General features: G+C 47.6%; 11 protein-coding genes. All 11 read right to left on the bottom strand.

Features of this window, described 5'->3' with window-relative positions; all coding sequences use genetic code 11:
• Positions 1–64 precede the first annotated feature (64 nt).
• The 11 genes from H8K55_RS02500 to aspS all read right to left on the bottom strand — a co-directional run bounded on the left by H8K55_RS02500 (position 65) and on the right by aspS (position 15,209).
• A complete protein-coding gene (locus tag H8K55_RS02500) occupies positions 65–838 on the bottom strand; it encodes an enoyl-CoA hydratase (protein WP_186940447.1) in 774 nt (257 codons plus the stop codon).
• A 315-nt stretch (positions 839–1,153) separates the two neighbouring features.
• Positions 1,154–2,350 (bottom strand): acetyl-CoA C-acyltransferase, encoded by a 1,197-nt coding sequence (locus H8K55_RS02495; protein ID WP_186940446.1) that lies wholly within the window; start codon positions 2,348–2,350, stop codon positions 1,154–1,156.
• Positions 2,351–2,364: 14 nt separating this feature from the next.
• Positions 2,365–4,764, bottom strand: coding sequence for a 3-hydroxyacyl-CoA dehydrogenase NAD-binding domain-containing protein (locus tag H8K55_RS02490; protein WP_186940445.1), 2,400 nt, complete (start codon positions 4,762–4,764; stop codon positions 2,365–2,367).
• Positions 4,765–4,971: 207 nt separating this feature from the next.
• Entirely contained in the window at positions 4,972–6,762 is a 1,791-nt protein-coding gene (locus H8K55_RS02485) for an acyl-CoA dehydrogenase C-terminal domain-containing protein (protein WP_186940444.1), read from the bottom strand.
• Positions 6,763–6,837: 75 nt separating this feature from the next.
• A complete protein-coding gene (locus tag H8K55_RS02480; protein ID WP_186940643.1) occupies positions 6,838–7,440 on the bottom strand; it encodes a TetR/AcrR family transcriptional regulator in 603 nt (200 codons plus the stop codon).
• 777 nt (positions 7,441–8,217) lie between these two features.
• Complete coding sequence (locus H8K55_RS22005; RefSeq protein ID WP_186940443.1) at positions 8,218–9,918, bottom strand: methyl-accepting chemotaxis protein; 1,701 nt, start codon at positions 9,916–9,918, stop codon at positions 8,218–8,220.
• Positions 9,919–10,121: 203 nt separating this feature from the next.
• Positions 10,122–10,514, bottom strand: a complete 393-nt coding sequence (locus H8K55_RS02470) for an RNA-binding S4 domain-containing protein (protein ID WP_186940442.1) — start codon at positions 10,512–10,514, stop codon at positions 10,122–10,124.
• Between the two features lie 20 nt (positions 10,515–10,534).
• The gene (gene clsB, locus H8K55_RS02465; protein WP_186940441.1) at positions 10,535–11,695 is read right to left on the bottom strand and encodes a cardiolipin synthase ClsB; all 1,161 of its coding nucleotides are present in this window, start codon (positions 11,693–11,695) and stop codon (positions 10,535–10,537) included.
• Complete coding sequence (locus H8K55_RS02460) at positions 11,688–12,515, bottom strand: endonuclease/exonuclease/phosphatase family protein (protein ID WP_186940440.1); 828 nt, start codon at positions 12,513–12,515, stop codon at positions 11,688–11,690. Before H8K55_RS02460 ends, clsB begins: the two co-directional genes overlap by 8 nt.
• 94 nt (positions 12,516–12,609) lie before the next feature.
• Complete coding sequence (gene nudB / locus H8K55_RS02455; protein WP_186940439.1) at positions 12,610–13,062, bottom strand: dihydroneopterin triphosphate diphosphatase; 453 nt, start codon at positions 13,060–13,062, stop codon at positions 12,610–12,612.
• Positions 13,063–13,406: 344 nt separating this feature from the next.
• A complete protein-coding gene (gene aspS, locus H8K55_RS02450; protein ID WP_186940438.1) occupies positions 13,407–15,209 on the bottom strand; it encodes an aspartate--tRNA ligase in 1,803 nt (600 codons plus the stop codon).
• Positions 15,210–15,217: the final 8 nt, after the last annotated feature.

The following is a 15,217-nucleotide window of genomic DNA, read 5'->3' as shown; positions in this document are numbered from 1 at the left end:
AAACAGACTTCTTTTTTTTTTATCTTACTGATGTCCTTAGCGACAAAAATCTATTTTTAGCAAATTAATTGAATTGCTTAAAGTCCGGCTTGCGCTTTTGGAAGAATGCCATCATCGCTTCACGCGCTTCGGGTTGCGATAGCATCGCGCCGAAATGAGCGTTTTCTTCGTTCATTTTTTCGCGTATCGCTTGTGGCTGATTTGCCTTCATCAAGCTCTTAGTCAGGCGTATAGATTTCGCTGGCAATGCGGCGATTTTTGCTGCTTGTTTTTCTGCATACGGCAATAATTCTTCAAGCGGTAATACTTTATTGATGAAGCCCATTTCAAAAGCTTCTTGTGCGAGGAAGGCTTCCCCCAACAGGAGTTTTTCTGCAGCACGTTGATAGCCAACGATTTGCTGGAACAGCATGCTAGAAGCAAATTCTGGGCAAAGACCGAGTTGCGCAAAAGGCAGCGAGAATTTCGCATTGTCGGCGGCATAAACCATATCGCAATGCATTAATAGTGTCGTGCCAATACCGACCGCACCACCAGCAACCGCAGCGATAACCGGCTTTTGTGCATCGTTTAAAGCATGCATAAATTGATACACTGGCGGCATCTCGCTTGATGCCAAGCTGCCAGCATGTTTCATAAAATCTTCGAGATCATTACCTGCCGTGAAAATTTCTGGTTTGCCAGTAATCAAAATCACACTGACATTTTTATCCTCATTCGACGCATTAATCGCATTCGCCATCGCTTCATACATGCCAAAGGTAATAGCGTTTTTCTTTTCTGGACGGTTGAAGTTGATGGTTAAAATGCCGTCGTTGATGGTGGTGAGGATTTCCATTTTTTCCCTAATTGTTTATTGGTGTTGAGATGTCTTAAAAGCGAAAAAATATTAGCAGTCTCGTAGGGCGGGTGCAATCCGCGCCGCCAGCCCATCGAGCGCCTGAGCAGCGCGGGTTACACCCGCCCTACAAATTTGCTCAAAACTAAAATTCTGTGTTGAGAGTTTTTTGAGAACGAAAAATTGCTCACAGAAATTCAATTATAGGGATGCCGCAGTAGGCGCGAAGCACAGCAATATGTCAATATTGCGAGCATCGCATTTACAACTTCAACACCCTGCGGCGCCCTAGAATTGGATTTATGCGGGCAATGACTACATGCGTTCAAAAATACCTGCTGCTCCCATACCCGTCCCGACGCACATCGTCACCATGCCGTACTTTAACTTATTGCGTTGCATGGCATGAATCGTGGTGGCAGAACGAATCGCACCTGTCGCGCCAAGTGGGTGACCTAATGCAATCGCACCACCCATAGGATTGACTTTAGCTGGATCGAGACCGAGGTCTTGCACCACTGCCAAAGACTGCGCAGCAAACGCTTCATTCAATTCAAACCAGTCGATTTGGTCTTGTGTGATGCCCGCAGCTTTACATGCCGCTGGAATTGCTTCTTTAGGGCCTATACCCATGATTTCTGGTGGCACACCACGGACTGCGAAAGAGGCGAAACGTGCGAGTGGTGTCAGGTTGAATTGCTTCAAGATTTTTTCGCTGACCAAGATCAAAGCACCAGCACCGTCCGAAGTTTGTGAACTATTACCGGCAGTCACAGAACCTTTAGCAGCGAATACGGCTTTCAGTTTTGCTAAACCTTCGAGTGATGTATCTGGGCGCGCACCTTCATCACGATTCACTGTGCGGGTTTTGAGTTCAATTTCACCTGTGACCAAATTTGGTACACGGTCAATGATTTCAAACGGTGTGGTTTCAGCGTCGAAGTAGCCAGCTGCTTGTGCTGCTAAAGCGCGTTGGTGTGATTGCAGTGCGAAAGCATCTTGTGCTTCGCGGCTGACTTTCCATTGCGTTGCCACTTTTTCTGCGGTTAAACCCATGCCGTAAGCGATACCGGCGTTTTCGTCTTTCAGGATCGCCATGTTCATCGATGGATTGCTACCCATCATCGGTACCATGGACATGGATTCCACACCAGCGGCGATCATCACGTCAGCTTGGCCCACACGGATGCGATCTGCCGCCATAGCGACTGCTGTGATACCAGAGGCGCAGTAACGATTGATCGTTACCCCGCCTATGGTATTTGGCAAGCCTGCCAACAGAATGCTCATACGCGCCAGATTCAAGCCTTGTGCACCTTCTGGGAAAGAACAGCCAACGATGGCGTCTTCGATCAGCTTAGGATCAAGATTCGGCACTTGTGCCAAAGCGGATTTCAATACACCGACCAGCAAGTCATCTGGGCGTGTGTTGCGGAACATACCGCGACCCGATTTACCGATAGGGGAACGAGTTGCCGCGACGATGTAAGCGTCTTGTAATTGAGTAGTCATTGTCGTGTCCTCGATTAGTTTCTAACTGGTTTGCCGGTTTGCATCATGCCCATGATGCGCTCTTGGGTTTTTGGATGATTCAACAATTCCATAAACGCCTTGCGCTCCATGTCGAGCAACCATTGTTCGCTGACCATGCTGCCATTGTCGATGTCGCCACCGCAAACGACTTCAGCAATCATCTTGCCGAGTTTGAAATCATGCGCAGAGATGAAACCGCCGTCACGCATATTGATTAATTGCGCACCGATAGTCGCGATACCATGACGACCTGTGACTGGCACCAACTTGCGCATTGCTGGACGATAGCCGGCATCAAACATCGCACGGGCTTCGACTTTGGCTACATGTAATAATTCATAGGCATTGAAAATGATCACGTCGTTTTGATCGAGGTAACCCATCTTCTGTGCTTCTAAGGCTGACTTAGACACATTCGCTGTCGCTGCATTCGTGAAGTAGTTTTTCAAGAATTGCAGCAAGTCAGTACCTTTTGCATCTTTAGCTGCGCGTACTGCGGCTTCTTTCAAACCGCCACCGCCTGGAACTAGGCCGACACCGACTTCGACCAGACCAATATACGATTCCAATGCTGCCACACGTTTTGCTGCGTGCATCATCAGCTCGCAACCACCGCCGAGCGCCAGACCTGCGACAGCAGCCACCACTGGAACATTCGCGTATTTCAAAGCCTGATGCGCGTTTTGTAATTGGGAGATCGCTGGTTCAATCGCTTTTACGCCACCAGACATAAATAATGGCAACATCGCTTGCAAATCTGCACCCGCAGAGAAAGCACCGCCTTCAGCCGCGTCTGCATGCCAGATCACCAAGCCTTTGAAGTTTTTCTCAGCTTCGGCAATCGCTTTTTCCATACCAGCGACCACGCCTGGACCAATTACGTGCATCTTGGTTTTGAAGGACAGGATCAAAACGTCATCGTTTTGATGCCAGATACGTACCGATTCATCTTCGAAGAAAGTCACGCCAGCCGTTGCGCCGGTTTCTGCACCAGCGCCCATGACTGGAGCGCGGAATGCTTGACGCTCATACACCGCCAAACTTGAACGCGGTGCGAAAGTATTGCGACCGATAGACCATGAACCTTCTGGCGTATGCACACCCGCTTTGTCGGCGACTGGGCCTTCAAATACCCAAGCTGGCAATGGTGTTGCGCACAGTGCTTTACCTGCTTCGATATCTTCTTTGACCCAAGTTGCGACTTGCTGCCAGCCAGATGCTTGCCATGTTTCGAATGGACCGACATTCCAGCCAAAGCCCCAACGCATCGCGAAATCGATATCGCGCGCATTGTCGGCAATCGTCGCGCCATGAATCGCGATGTAATGGAAAGCGTCACGGAAGATAGACCACAAGAATTGCGCTTGTTTGTTAGTCGATTCGCGCAAAGATTTCATTTTCTTGACAGGATCTTTTTCTTTCAAGATGCGGCCAACCAAGTCGTCTGCCTTTGCGCCGCCGGCAACATAAGTGCCGCTAGCGAAATCCAAACGTTGAATATCTTTACCGATTTTTTTGTAGAAACCTGCGCCAGACTTTTGACCGAGCGTGCCCGCAGCGACTAGTTTCGCCAAGACTTCTGGTGTTTTGTAGACCGCGAAGAAAGGATCATCTTGCAAGTTGTCTTGCATAGTTTTGATCACGTGCGCCATGGTGTCGAGGCCAACTACGTCAGCAGTACGGAAAGTACCAGAGGAAGCACGACCGAGTTTTTTGCCAGTCAAATCATCAACGACATCGACGCTCAAGCCAAATTGTTCTGCTTGATAGATGGTTGCCAACATACCGAAGATACCAACGCGATTCGCGATGAAGTTTGGCGTATCTTTCGCGTGGACTACGCCTTTACCCAAAGTCGTGGTCAGGAAGCCTTCGAGTTGATCGAGGATGTCTGAACGCGTTGCTGCGGTAGGAATTAATTCCACCAAATGCATATAGCGTGGTGGATTGAAGAAATGGACGCCACAGAAGCGCGCTTTCAATTCGTCATCAAAACCTTCGGACAAGGCAGTGATTGATAAACCTGAAGTGTTAGAAGCGAAGATCGCATTTGGCGCGATGTGCGGCGCAACTTTTTTGTACAGATCGTGTTTCCAATCCATACGTTCTGCAATCGCTTCGATGATCAAATCGCAGCCAGCTAAGACATCGAGATTGTCTTCGTAGTTGGCGACTTCGATCAGTGCCGCATCGTCTTTGTCACCGAGTGGTGCTGGGTTGAGTTTTTTAAGATTCTCGATCGCTTTGAGAACGATGCCGTTTTTCGGACCTTCTTTAGCTGGCAAGTCGAATAAAACGACAGGAACTTTGGCATTGACACAGTGCGCAGCAATTTGCGCTCCCATCACACCAGCGCCGAGCACGGCGACTTTTTTGACGATGAAATTAGGCATTGACGTACCTTTTAATAAAATTCAGTTGGTTAGGTAGGGCGAGGTTTTAACTCCTTCCCCTTCAAGGGGAAGGTTGGGATGGGGATGGGTTTCGGTTGAAAAACAGCACAGATATCTTCACCAAAACCCATCCCCACCCTAGCCCTCCCCTTGAAGGGGAGGGGATTTCCTCCCAGCTCGCAGGTTATTGGGCATGTATTACATTTCTTAAAACAAATCAGCTTCCAACGACAATAAATTCGCAGAACCAGAACGTGCCTGACGGATGCACATAGCTGTCTCTGGATACAAACGCGCAAAGTAGAAACGGATAGTCGCTAATTTCGCTTTGTAGAAAGTGTCGCCAGAATCTTGTTTTGCCAACGCGATCTTCGCCATTTGTGCGAAGAAGTAGCTGTACACCAAATGGCCAGCAACGCGCAGGTATGGTACAGCTGCTGCACCGACTTCATCAGGATTTTGGAAGGCCTTCATACCAATTTCCATCGTCAGTTTAGTGACTTTGTCGCCGAGTTCTGCCAATGGTGTGATGAATTCTGACATCGCTTCATCGGTACCGTTTTCTTCAACGAAAGCTTGTACTTTCGCGCCGAATTTACGCAGTTTTGCGCCGTTGTCTTGCAAAATTTTGCGACCTAACAAATCCAAAGATTGCACAGTGTTCGTGCCTTCATAGATCATGTTGATGCGGGCATCGCGTACATATTGTTCCATGCCCCATTCGGCGATATAACCGTGGCCGCCGAATACTTGTAAGCATTCTGATGTGGCTGTCCACGCATTGTCGGTGATGAAGGCTTTGATGATCGGTGTCAACAAAGCGACTTCGTCTGCACATTCTTTACGGACTTCTTCGTCTGGGTGATTCAGTTCTTTGTCGAGTTGCAACGCAACATAGGAACAGAAAGCACGACCACCTTCAGCCCAGGCTTTTGCCGTCAACAACATACGACGTACATCCGCATGCACGATGATAGGATCGGCTGGTTTGTCTGGTGCTTTTGGACCCGACAAGCTACGCATTTGGATACGATCTTTCGCGTAGATCAGCGCATTTTGGTAAGCAACTTCAGTCAAGCCCAAACCTTGCATACCAACGCCCAAACGAGCGGCATTCATGAACACGAACATCGCGTTCAAACCTTTGTGTGGCTGACCAATCAAAGTACCAATTGCGCCATCTAAATTCATCTGGCAAGTGGAGTTGCCATGGATACCCATTTTTTCTTCAATCGCGCCGCAGAAGATTGGATTGCGTGCACCGATGCTGCCATCTGCATTCGGCATGAACTTCGGTACCAGGAACAAAGAAATACCTTTAGAACCTTCAGGTGCATCTGGCAAACGCGCCAACACCAAGTGAATAATGTTTTCTGCGCAGTCATGTTCGCCCGCAGAGATAAAGATTTTTGCGCCAGTGATTTTGTAAGTGCCGTCGCCTTGTGGTTCGGCTTTAGAACGCAACATGCCGAGATCAGTACCGCAGTGTGGCTCGGTTAAGCACATGGTGCCTGTCCATTCGCCGGAAGTCAGTTTCGGTAAGTACAGTGCTTTTTGTTCTGGAGTACCGTGCTCATGCAAACATTCGTAGGCACCGTGCGACAAACCTGGGTACATGGTCCACGCCTGATTACCGGAGTTCATCATTTCGTACATGGAGTTGTTCATCACCAGTGGCAAACCTTGGCCGCCGTATTCCGGGTCGCAAGAGAGTGCAGGCCAGCCTGCTTCTACGTACTGTTTGTAGGCTTCTTTGAAACCTTTTGGCGTGGTCACCGTATGCGTGGTTTTGTCATGGTGGCAGCCTTCGCGATCACCGGAGTGATTGATAGGGAAAATCACTTCTGAGCAAAATTTACCGCCTTCTTCCATCACTTGATTGATGATATCGGCATCAATTTCGGCGTACTTAGGCAATTCTTTGAGTGCCGCTTCTACTCCCAACAATTCATGTAAAACGAATTGCATATCACGTAATGGAGCGATGTATTGACCCATGATTTTCTCCTCTGGACTAAATAAATTTTAACTAGGTTTTAAAAACTGAAAATATGTCACTAAATCTGTCTTGCTTTATGCCGCCGTCTTGAGAGGCGCATAAGATTGAATCATTCGTTCAAAACCGGTCTCGGCGCGACTCACGCTGCCAGACTTCTTTAAGAATCTTGCGTCGTGGTGTAAGGCCAAAATTAAGCCATACATTTCATACACGATTTGCTCAGGATCGACATCGGCTTGCAGATGTTTAAATTCCTGCGCTTGGACGGTGGCACGTAACAAGGCACCTTGCCATGCGTTGACCATACCGACTAGTTCGTCGCGTATTGATCCCTGACGATCATCGTATTCAGTGGCACCGCTGATATAAATACAACCCGAAGCAATTTCCCGTGTGACTCTTTGTACCCACAGCGCAAACATAGAACGCAAACGGGGCAGGCCACGCGCTTCTTTCATACTAGGATAAAAAACTTCTTGTTCAAATAAATGGTGGTACAGCTTCAGTACAGCGATCTGGAGATCTTCACGTGAACCAAAATGGGCGAAGACACCAGATTTGCTCATATTCATTTGTTCGGCCAGCAAACCTATCGTCAGGCCTTCTAGCCCATGACGACTGGCGGACTCTAGAGCCGTTTCTAATATCGCTGCGCGGGTAAGTTCACCCTTACGCATAAACTTCGACGTGATATTCATGAATACAAATGTTTTTCCGGTTGTTACTGCTGGCCACTGGTTGAAACTGCTTGCACGGGTTTCTATATGTTCTCATTGATTCTCACTAGCGCCTATTAGCTCTCACTAGTGCTTATCATTTTTCATTGATAGCAGTCTTTTGGTCGTGAAACTAATGACAATAACACTGCATCTAAGAAAATAATCGAACGACCGTACTATTCAACATGCGACTTTAAAAGTCAATCGGAAAAAAGTCATTAGAATGGAATACCTACAAGACTGTGCGAGATCGCAACGGCTTGCAAAGAAATTAGGGTCTGTTGACCTATATTTTAGGCAAGCGAATGCGCGCAAATGGGCACAGGGCTAGGCTATTGCTATGGGAAAGTTCCCTTGTAAGGGAACTTCGTTACGTCAGCGTGCAGCATGCTGCACGAAACCCTGACTACACCGCAAGCTGCGCGGTAGCGGGTTTGAACACCATGCACTATAAGCAGATTGCAACAACGCCATGTGCCCATTTGAGCCATTCCCGGAGGGTTTCACTCAAAACGCACGATGGACAGCGTTGCATCTCTTGCTGGGGCGGCCAGCCGCAGCGGCGAGATGCGCCTTGCCATCCTGCGTTTTGAGTGAAACGCTTGCCTAAAATATAGGTCAACAGACCCTAGTAGACATATAAAAACGCCATCATCCTGTTGTCGCAGAAATGATGGCCAAGTATTGCGTTAATTATATTGTTCTAACAGCGTGAGAACTGAATGTTAGCGCGCTCTAAAATTCTTCCCATGAATCAGCGCTCTCAGTTTTTTTCACTGGTTCTGCTTTTAATCGAGCAGGTTGTGTCTGGGCTTTCCGTGTCGTTACTTTCGTTGTGTTCTTAGGTACTGCCCTTGGTGTTGGTTTGGGCGCGCTATAGCTGCTGGTCTGGTCGATTTTGAAGACGCTCACCACTTGTACCAAATTAGCCGCTTGTTCTTGCAAAGTCGCAGAAGCTGCTGCCGCTTCTTCCACCAAGGCGGTATTTTGTTGGGTAACGCTATCCATCTGCATGATGGCTTGATTAATTTGGTCGATGCCACTGCTTTGCTCTTGTCCAGCGGCAGTGATTTCACTGATGATATCGCTGACACGTTTGACACTTTCTACGACCTCTTGCATGGTCGTACCTGCACTATCAACCAAGCGCGTTCCTTGCCCTACTTTTTCTACGGAGTCATTGATCAGTTCTTTGATTTCTTTTGCGGCACTGGCGGAGCGTTGTGCCAGGCTACGGACTTCCGATGCGACCACGGCAAAGCCGCGGCCCTGTTCGCCAGCACGTGCTGCTTCAACTGCTGCATTTAGGGCAAGGATATTGGTTTGGAAAGCAATCCCATCAATCACGCTAATAATGTCGACAATCTTTTTCGACGACTCGTTAATCGAGGTCATCGTGGAAACGACCTCGGAGACGACGCTACCGCCTTTTTCGGCAATCGAGGTGGCTGTTTGTGACAGAACATTGGCTTGTCGTGCGTTTTCGCTGTTGTGTTTGACGGTCGCTGTAATTTCTTCCATCGACGATGCGGTCTCTTCTAAGGAGCTGGCTTGTTCCTCAGTGCGGCTGGATAAATCCAGATTACCGCTTGCAATTTCAGTCGCCGCGCCGTTAATTTGCTCTGTACCAGCACGCACTTCTGAGACGACAGTCAAAAGGCTAGTATTCATTTCTCCCAATGCACGGATCAATTGCCCTGTCTCGCAAGTGCTCTCTGGTTCTACATTGCGAGTCAGGTCGCCCGCGGCAATCGATTGCGCCAAGTCGACTGCGCTTTTGAGCGGAGTAGAAACAATTTTCGCTAACCAAATGGCCATGAAAAAGCCAATTGCTATGCTAATTAGTATGGCGATGATGATCATCTTGCGTGCGGTCAAAAATAGCTCGTGACTATTGTTCGCTGCTTTTTGACCTGCGACGATTTGGGCGTCAACAATCTTGTCCAGCATGCCGCGCATTTTCTTATTGCTACTCGACGATTCTGTACGTAGCAGAGCAACTGCCTCTTGGGTTTTTGATTCTTTGGCCAAGTTGGCGATTTTGTTTGAAATCAACGCGTAATCATTGAATGCCGTTAGCAACTCATCTAATGCTTTCTTATCGTCTGGCGTATCAGCATTTTTTAGAAATGCAGTGTGATTCTTACGAAAGGCTTCAATCGCTTCATTCGTACGGTCATGGTACTTCTTCACTTCTTCGGCGTTTTCCGCTGTAGCGAGTTGCGCTTCTTGTGAGCGCATGCGTGAAACGCTTTCTTTCATGCCCATGCCACTGATGGAGCTAGGCATCAAATCATTCCCGATTTCATCCGTCGCTCGATTTAAGCTGGTGAGTTGAACTATGGAGAAAATGCCGAGAAAGCAGGTGAGTAATAAAACAGCAATGAAGCCAAGAATGAGTTTCGTGGCAATTCTAAGGTCGTAAAATGCTTGCATTTGAATCCCCTTGAAGTATCACTTCTGAGCGTCAGCCTACGCTGTACGCTGGTTAGAAGAAAAAGTCTTGCAGAAGATAAATATACGCCGAATTTATATTGAATAAGTAAAAACTTTTGTAAATCTAAATATTGAGTTGCGTAAATGTTTAAAATTTTTGTTTGGCGCGAATTTGGATCAATTTTGTGAAGCCTTGCGCTGATTTATTCGATCAAAATATGATTGAGTTGTCTGCGTTGGCGTTTAGTAGGGCGTTGTTGTAACTGCGCCGCGGGCTCGGTTTGAAATCGCCGTAACTCGGCTTTATGTTGCCGTTTTGCGATACTTTCAGCCGTTTCACCATACATTGTTTGCGCGATACTCGCAGAGCCGCGCACGTCGATGATTTTTACAATTTCAACCTGCCAGATTTGATCTGCATGGTGGATTTCTAACAAATCGCCGACTTTGACGGCATGCGCTGGTTTTACTCTGAGCTCATTTTGCAGTACGCGTCCTAGTTCAACGGCATTGCTGGCTAAACTGCGCGTTTTAAAAAAACGTGCGGCCCACAGCCATTTGTCGATTCGGGTAGTCAGAAGGGGTGTCGTTGGCATAACAAATGAGGGAAAATGGTTTAACGATATTGACCAAGTGTGGCGATGCGCATCAACGTCCGATAGAACAGATACGCCAATCTGTGTTTGATGCGACTGAACCAAGATAGCTGAATCACACAATGCGGATCAATTTGCACGGCGTCAAGTAGACCTAGTTGTAAATGTTGTTTGAGATTGCCGGCAAAGTCCTTGTCGAGGATGACAATATTCGCTTCATGATTCACAAATAAACTCAGACCATCAAAATTGCTCGAGCCTACCGTCGCCCAATCTTGGTCGATCACGGCAACTTTCGCGTGCAACTTGGTTTTGCGGTATTCAAAAATTTTGACGCCGCTAGCTAGGAGCTTAGGGTAATACGATTGTGCAACCGCGTCTTGCCAATCGAATTCACCTACGCCTAGCAATAAACTGACGTCCACGCCACGTTGTGCCGCCTTGATCAAACCATTCCGAATCTTGCGTCCAGGTGCAAAATACGGATTCGCCAGAATAGCGGTTTGACGTGCCGAACCGAGTGCCTTCAAGTAGGCTTTTTGTATAGTGCTGCGATTGCGCAAATTATCACGAATTACCAACGCTGCCTGGCTTAAATGATAGTCAATAGTAGTGGTTGGCTTGCGTAAATTGACGGCTAGTTTTAGCCTTTGCAGCAGTTGTAGTTTGCCCATTTTTAGCCACTGGGCATTCATTTCTTGATAGACGTTGTGTACTAATTTGCCGTGGACTTGTACTGCAAAATCCCAGCGCGGAAATGGGAGTGTCGTATTTCGTCCATCATCAGATAGGCAGTCGTCAATGATGTTGATTCCACCGATAAACGCGATGTCTTGGTCGATGACTGCTAGCTTCCTATGTGTGCGTGCTAAGCCGCGTTTAAACCAGGGATTAAATAATCGGCATTCCACGCCCGCTTGTTGAAATCTTGTTTGCAATTCTTGTGTGTGTTTCCCACCACCGATCCAATCAATAATCACTTGTACGCAGACACCGCGTTGCGCTGCTGCACACAGCGCATCGGTAATTTTCTGTGCGCTCTGATCTGTGGCATAAATATAGGTTTCTAAAAATACTTCATGTTGCGCATGATGTATGGCGTCGATCAGGGCTGCAAAAAACTGTTCGCCAGTGTGCAGTAATTGCACTTGATTGCCGTCGCAAAACACCAATTTAGCCATGATGTAATTGCAGGTGATTGAGCTTGAGGTCGACGCAAATAGGCACGTGATCGGATAATTGCGACCATGGTTTGCCGCTCAATACCTGTGCTTGTTCAACATGAAAACCACGTAGATACACGCGATCAAGGCTTAGCCACGGCAGTCCGGCAGGGAAAGTGCGCGCATGCGGTGATTTGGTTTGAAACAGGCTCTTCACTGAGCTTAGGGCGCTTCGCTTGATGACGGTTTCTGCATGATGGTGATGGGCGACATCAAAGGCTTCAATCACACCTAATTCTTTATACAAAGTATGGCTCAGGCGTTGGCTCCAGTCATTGAAGTCGCCAGCGATAATGACAGGTTGATTTTTTTCAACCTGGGCCTGTACTTGAGTAATTAAGGCTTGAATCTGACGTCGGCGGCTGGCAGCGAACAAACCAAGATGAATGACAAAACAATGTGCCAGTACTTCGCCTAACTGCACACGTACGTGCAGAATCCCACGCTGTTCATACGCATGATCAGAAACGTCGTGATTTGTTGAATGTAAAATTGGTAATCGACTGAGTAGGGCATTGCCATGATGCCCATGTTCGTACACGGCATTCATGCCATAGCTCGATGCATGCGAATCACCTGCAAGAAATTCATGTTGGGCTTGTTCAGGCCAGTCGTTGTGTTTCTTCGCATGGTGATCATGCTGCCCTTGAACTTCTTGCAAAAATATCAGATCAGCATCCAGTAATTTAATCGCTTCTTTGAGATCATGGATGCGCGCTTTGCGGCCAAATGCACTGACACCTTTGTGAATATTGTAGGTGGCAATCCGAAGTTTCATCTGTTGGCCTCTTGGTCAGGATCTGGGGCAGGGTATAGGTCTAGGTCTGAATATGACTATGAGGATGAATTTTTTTGTAGGAGTTGGGTTTGATCTAGATTTTACAGCGTTGTGGCAGTTGTAAAATCGCTTCTGCATTGGAAGCTGAAAAACATAAATCAGCCGCTTCTTGCAGTGGCAACCACTGATAACCCAGATGTTCTCTTGGGGCTAGTGTAACCGATGTAGAGCGCGGTACACAAAGACCAAAAACGTATTCTTTGTTTTGCGTCACACCGGGCGCATAACGATGGCGCCAGGTAGGGTAAATTTCATACACATTCGCCAATTGCCAATTGCTGAGTAGATGACTGCGTGTATCGATACCTGTTTCTTCCATCACCTCGCGCTGGGCAGTCACTTCCAGTGCTTCGTCCAGCGTATCTTTAGAGCCAGTAACGGACTGCCAGAATCCTGGTTTGTCAGCACGCTCCAGTAACAAAACATCGAGTTCGGGGGTGTAGATGACGACTAAGACGGATTCTGGGATTTTGTAAGTGCTACTCATAATTTGTCGAAATTTGTCGAAAATTGTCGATTGTTCAGAGGGAGGTACGTTTGCTAGATGTATGGTCAGTATGCCATAAATCCACTCCTCAAAAGAGACCTCTGCACAACCTACTGCGCGGCCGAACTTTGGATCTGCGGATATGTCAATGCGTCGCTGTGCTTTAGCACAGGTGCGCTTCTCGATTCAAACTTCGACCGATCGTGACGGTTGTGCAGAGGTCTCAAAAAAATAGTTCGCGGCTGAGCCTGTGTCTGCAAAACGTGGCACGCAAATAAAAAATGGCAGACCAAGGTCTGCCATTTTGTTTGCCGTTCTGCCTGATTTTTGATCAGGTGTCTGACTTAAACGACCTTAGGCTCCGCTGCACGCAAACGAATATGCAATTCTTTCAATTGCTTTTCATCGACTTCTGACGGTGCTTGTGTCAATAAGCATTGTGCACGTTGTGTTTTCGGGAAGGCGATGACGTCACGGATGGATTCTGCACCTGTCATCATCGTTACGATACGATCCAGACCGAATGCCAAACCACCATGTGGAGGCGCGCCGTATTGCAAGGCGTCGAGCAAGAAGCCGAATTTCAACTGTGCTTCGTCGTCGTTGATCTTCAATGCGCGGAATACTTTACTTTGGACATCAGCACGGTGAATACGTACAGAACCACCACCGAGTTCCCAACCATTCAAGACCATATCGTAAGCTTTTGCGATACATTTGCCTGGATCTGTTTCCATCAAATCTTCATGACCATCTTTTGGTGCAGTGAATGGATGGTGCGTTGCGGTCCAGCGATCGTTTTCTTCATCATGTTCAAACATAGGGAAGTCGATCACCCACAATGGACGCCATGCATCCTCGAACAAGCCATTGTTTTTACCGAATTCGCTATGACCAATTTTCACGCGCAAGGCGCCAATCGCATCATTCACGACTTTAGCTTTGTCCGCGCCGAAGAAAATCAAATCGCCGTCATTTGCGCCAGTCAATTCTATGATTTTTGCTAATGCCGCATCATGCAAGTTCTTCACAATAGGCGCTTGCAAACCATCACGACCAGCGGCTTTGTCGTTGACCTTGATGTAAGCCAAACCTTTAGCGCCGTAGATGCGGACGAATTGATCGTAAGCGTCGATTTCAGAACGTGGCATGCTGCCGCCGCCCGGCACTAACATACCGACTACGCGACCATTGTGCATGTTTGCTGCGTTGGAGAAGACTTTAAAGTCCACGTCTTTCATGATGTCGGTCAAATCAGTGAATTGCAATTTAACGCGCATGTCGGGTTTGTCAGATCCATACAATCCCATGGCTTCAGCGAAGTCCATGACTGGGAATGGATTTGGCAAATCGATATCCAGCGTTTTCTTGAATACGCCACGGATCATGCCTTCAAACATATCGCGAATTTCTTGTTCGTTCATGAATGAAGTTTCGCAGTCGATCTGCGTGAATTCTGGCTGACGGTCTGCACGCAAATCTTCATCGCGGAAGCATTTGGTGATTTGGTAGTAACGGTCAAAGTTGGCGACCATCAATAATTGTTTGAACAATTGTGGAGACTGTGGCAAAGCAAAGAAGTTGCCGGCATTGACACGGGACGGCACTAAATAATCGCGTGCGCCTTCTGGCGTGGATTTGGTCAACATCGGTGTTTCGATATCGATAAAGCCGTTTTCATCGAGGAACTTACGTACTTCCATCGCGACTTTATAACGCAGACGCAGATTGTTTTGCATTTGCGGGCGACGCAAATCCAAAACGCGGTGCGTCAAGCGCGTTGTCTCTGATAAGTTGTCATCATCGAGTTGGAACGGTGGCGTGACGGAAGCGTTCAAGATTTCTAATTCATGGCACAAGACTTCGATTTTGCCTGACTTCAAATTATTGTTGATGGTGCCATCAGGGCGATTACGTACGATACCAGTGATGCGCAAACAGAATTCATTACGTACCGTTTCTGCATTTTTAAAGACTTCAGCGCGATCAGGATCGCACACCACTTGCACCAGACCTTCACGGTCGCGCAAATCGATAAAAATAACCCCACCGTGATCACGACGGCGATGCACCCAGCCGCACAGGCTGACGGTTTGGCCGAGTAATGCTTCAGTAGTAAGGCCGCAGTAGTTGGTACGCATGGACATAATTTCTT

The organism is Affinundibacterium flavidum, assembly GCF_014284175.1.
GTDB lineage: Bacteria > Pseudomonadota > Gammaproteobacteria > Burkholderiales > Burkholderiaceae_D > Undibacterium > Undibacterium flavidum.
The sequence above is the reverse complement of the archived record's forward strand: the minus strand, read 5'-3'. Positions and strand labels throughout refer to the sequence as shown.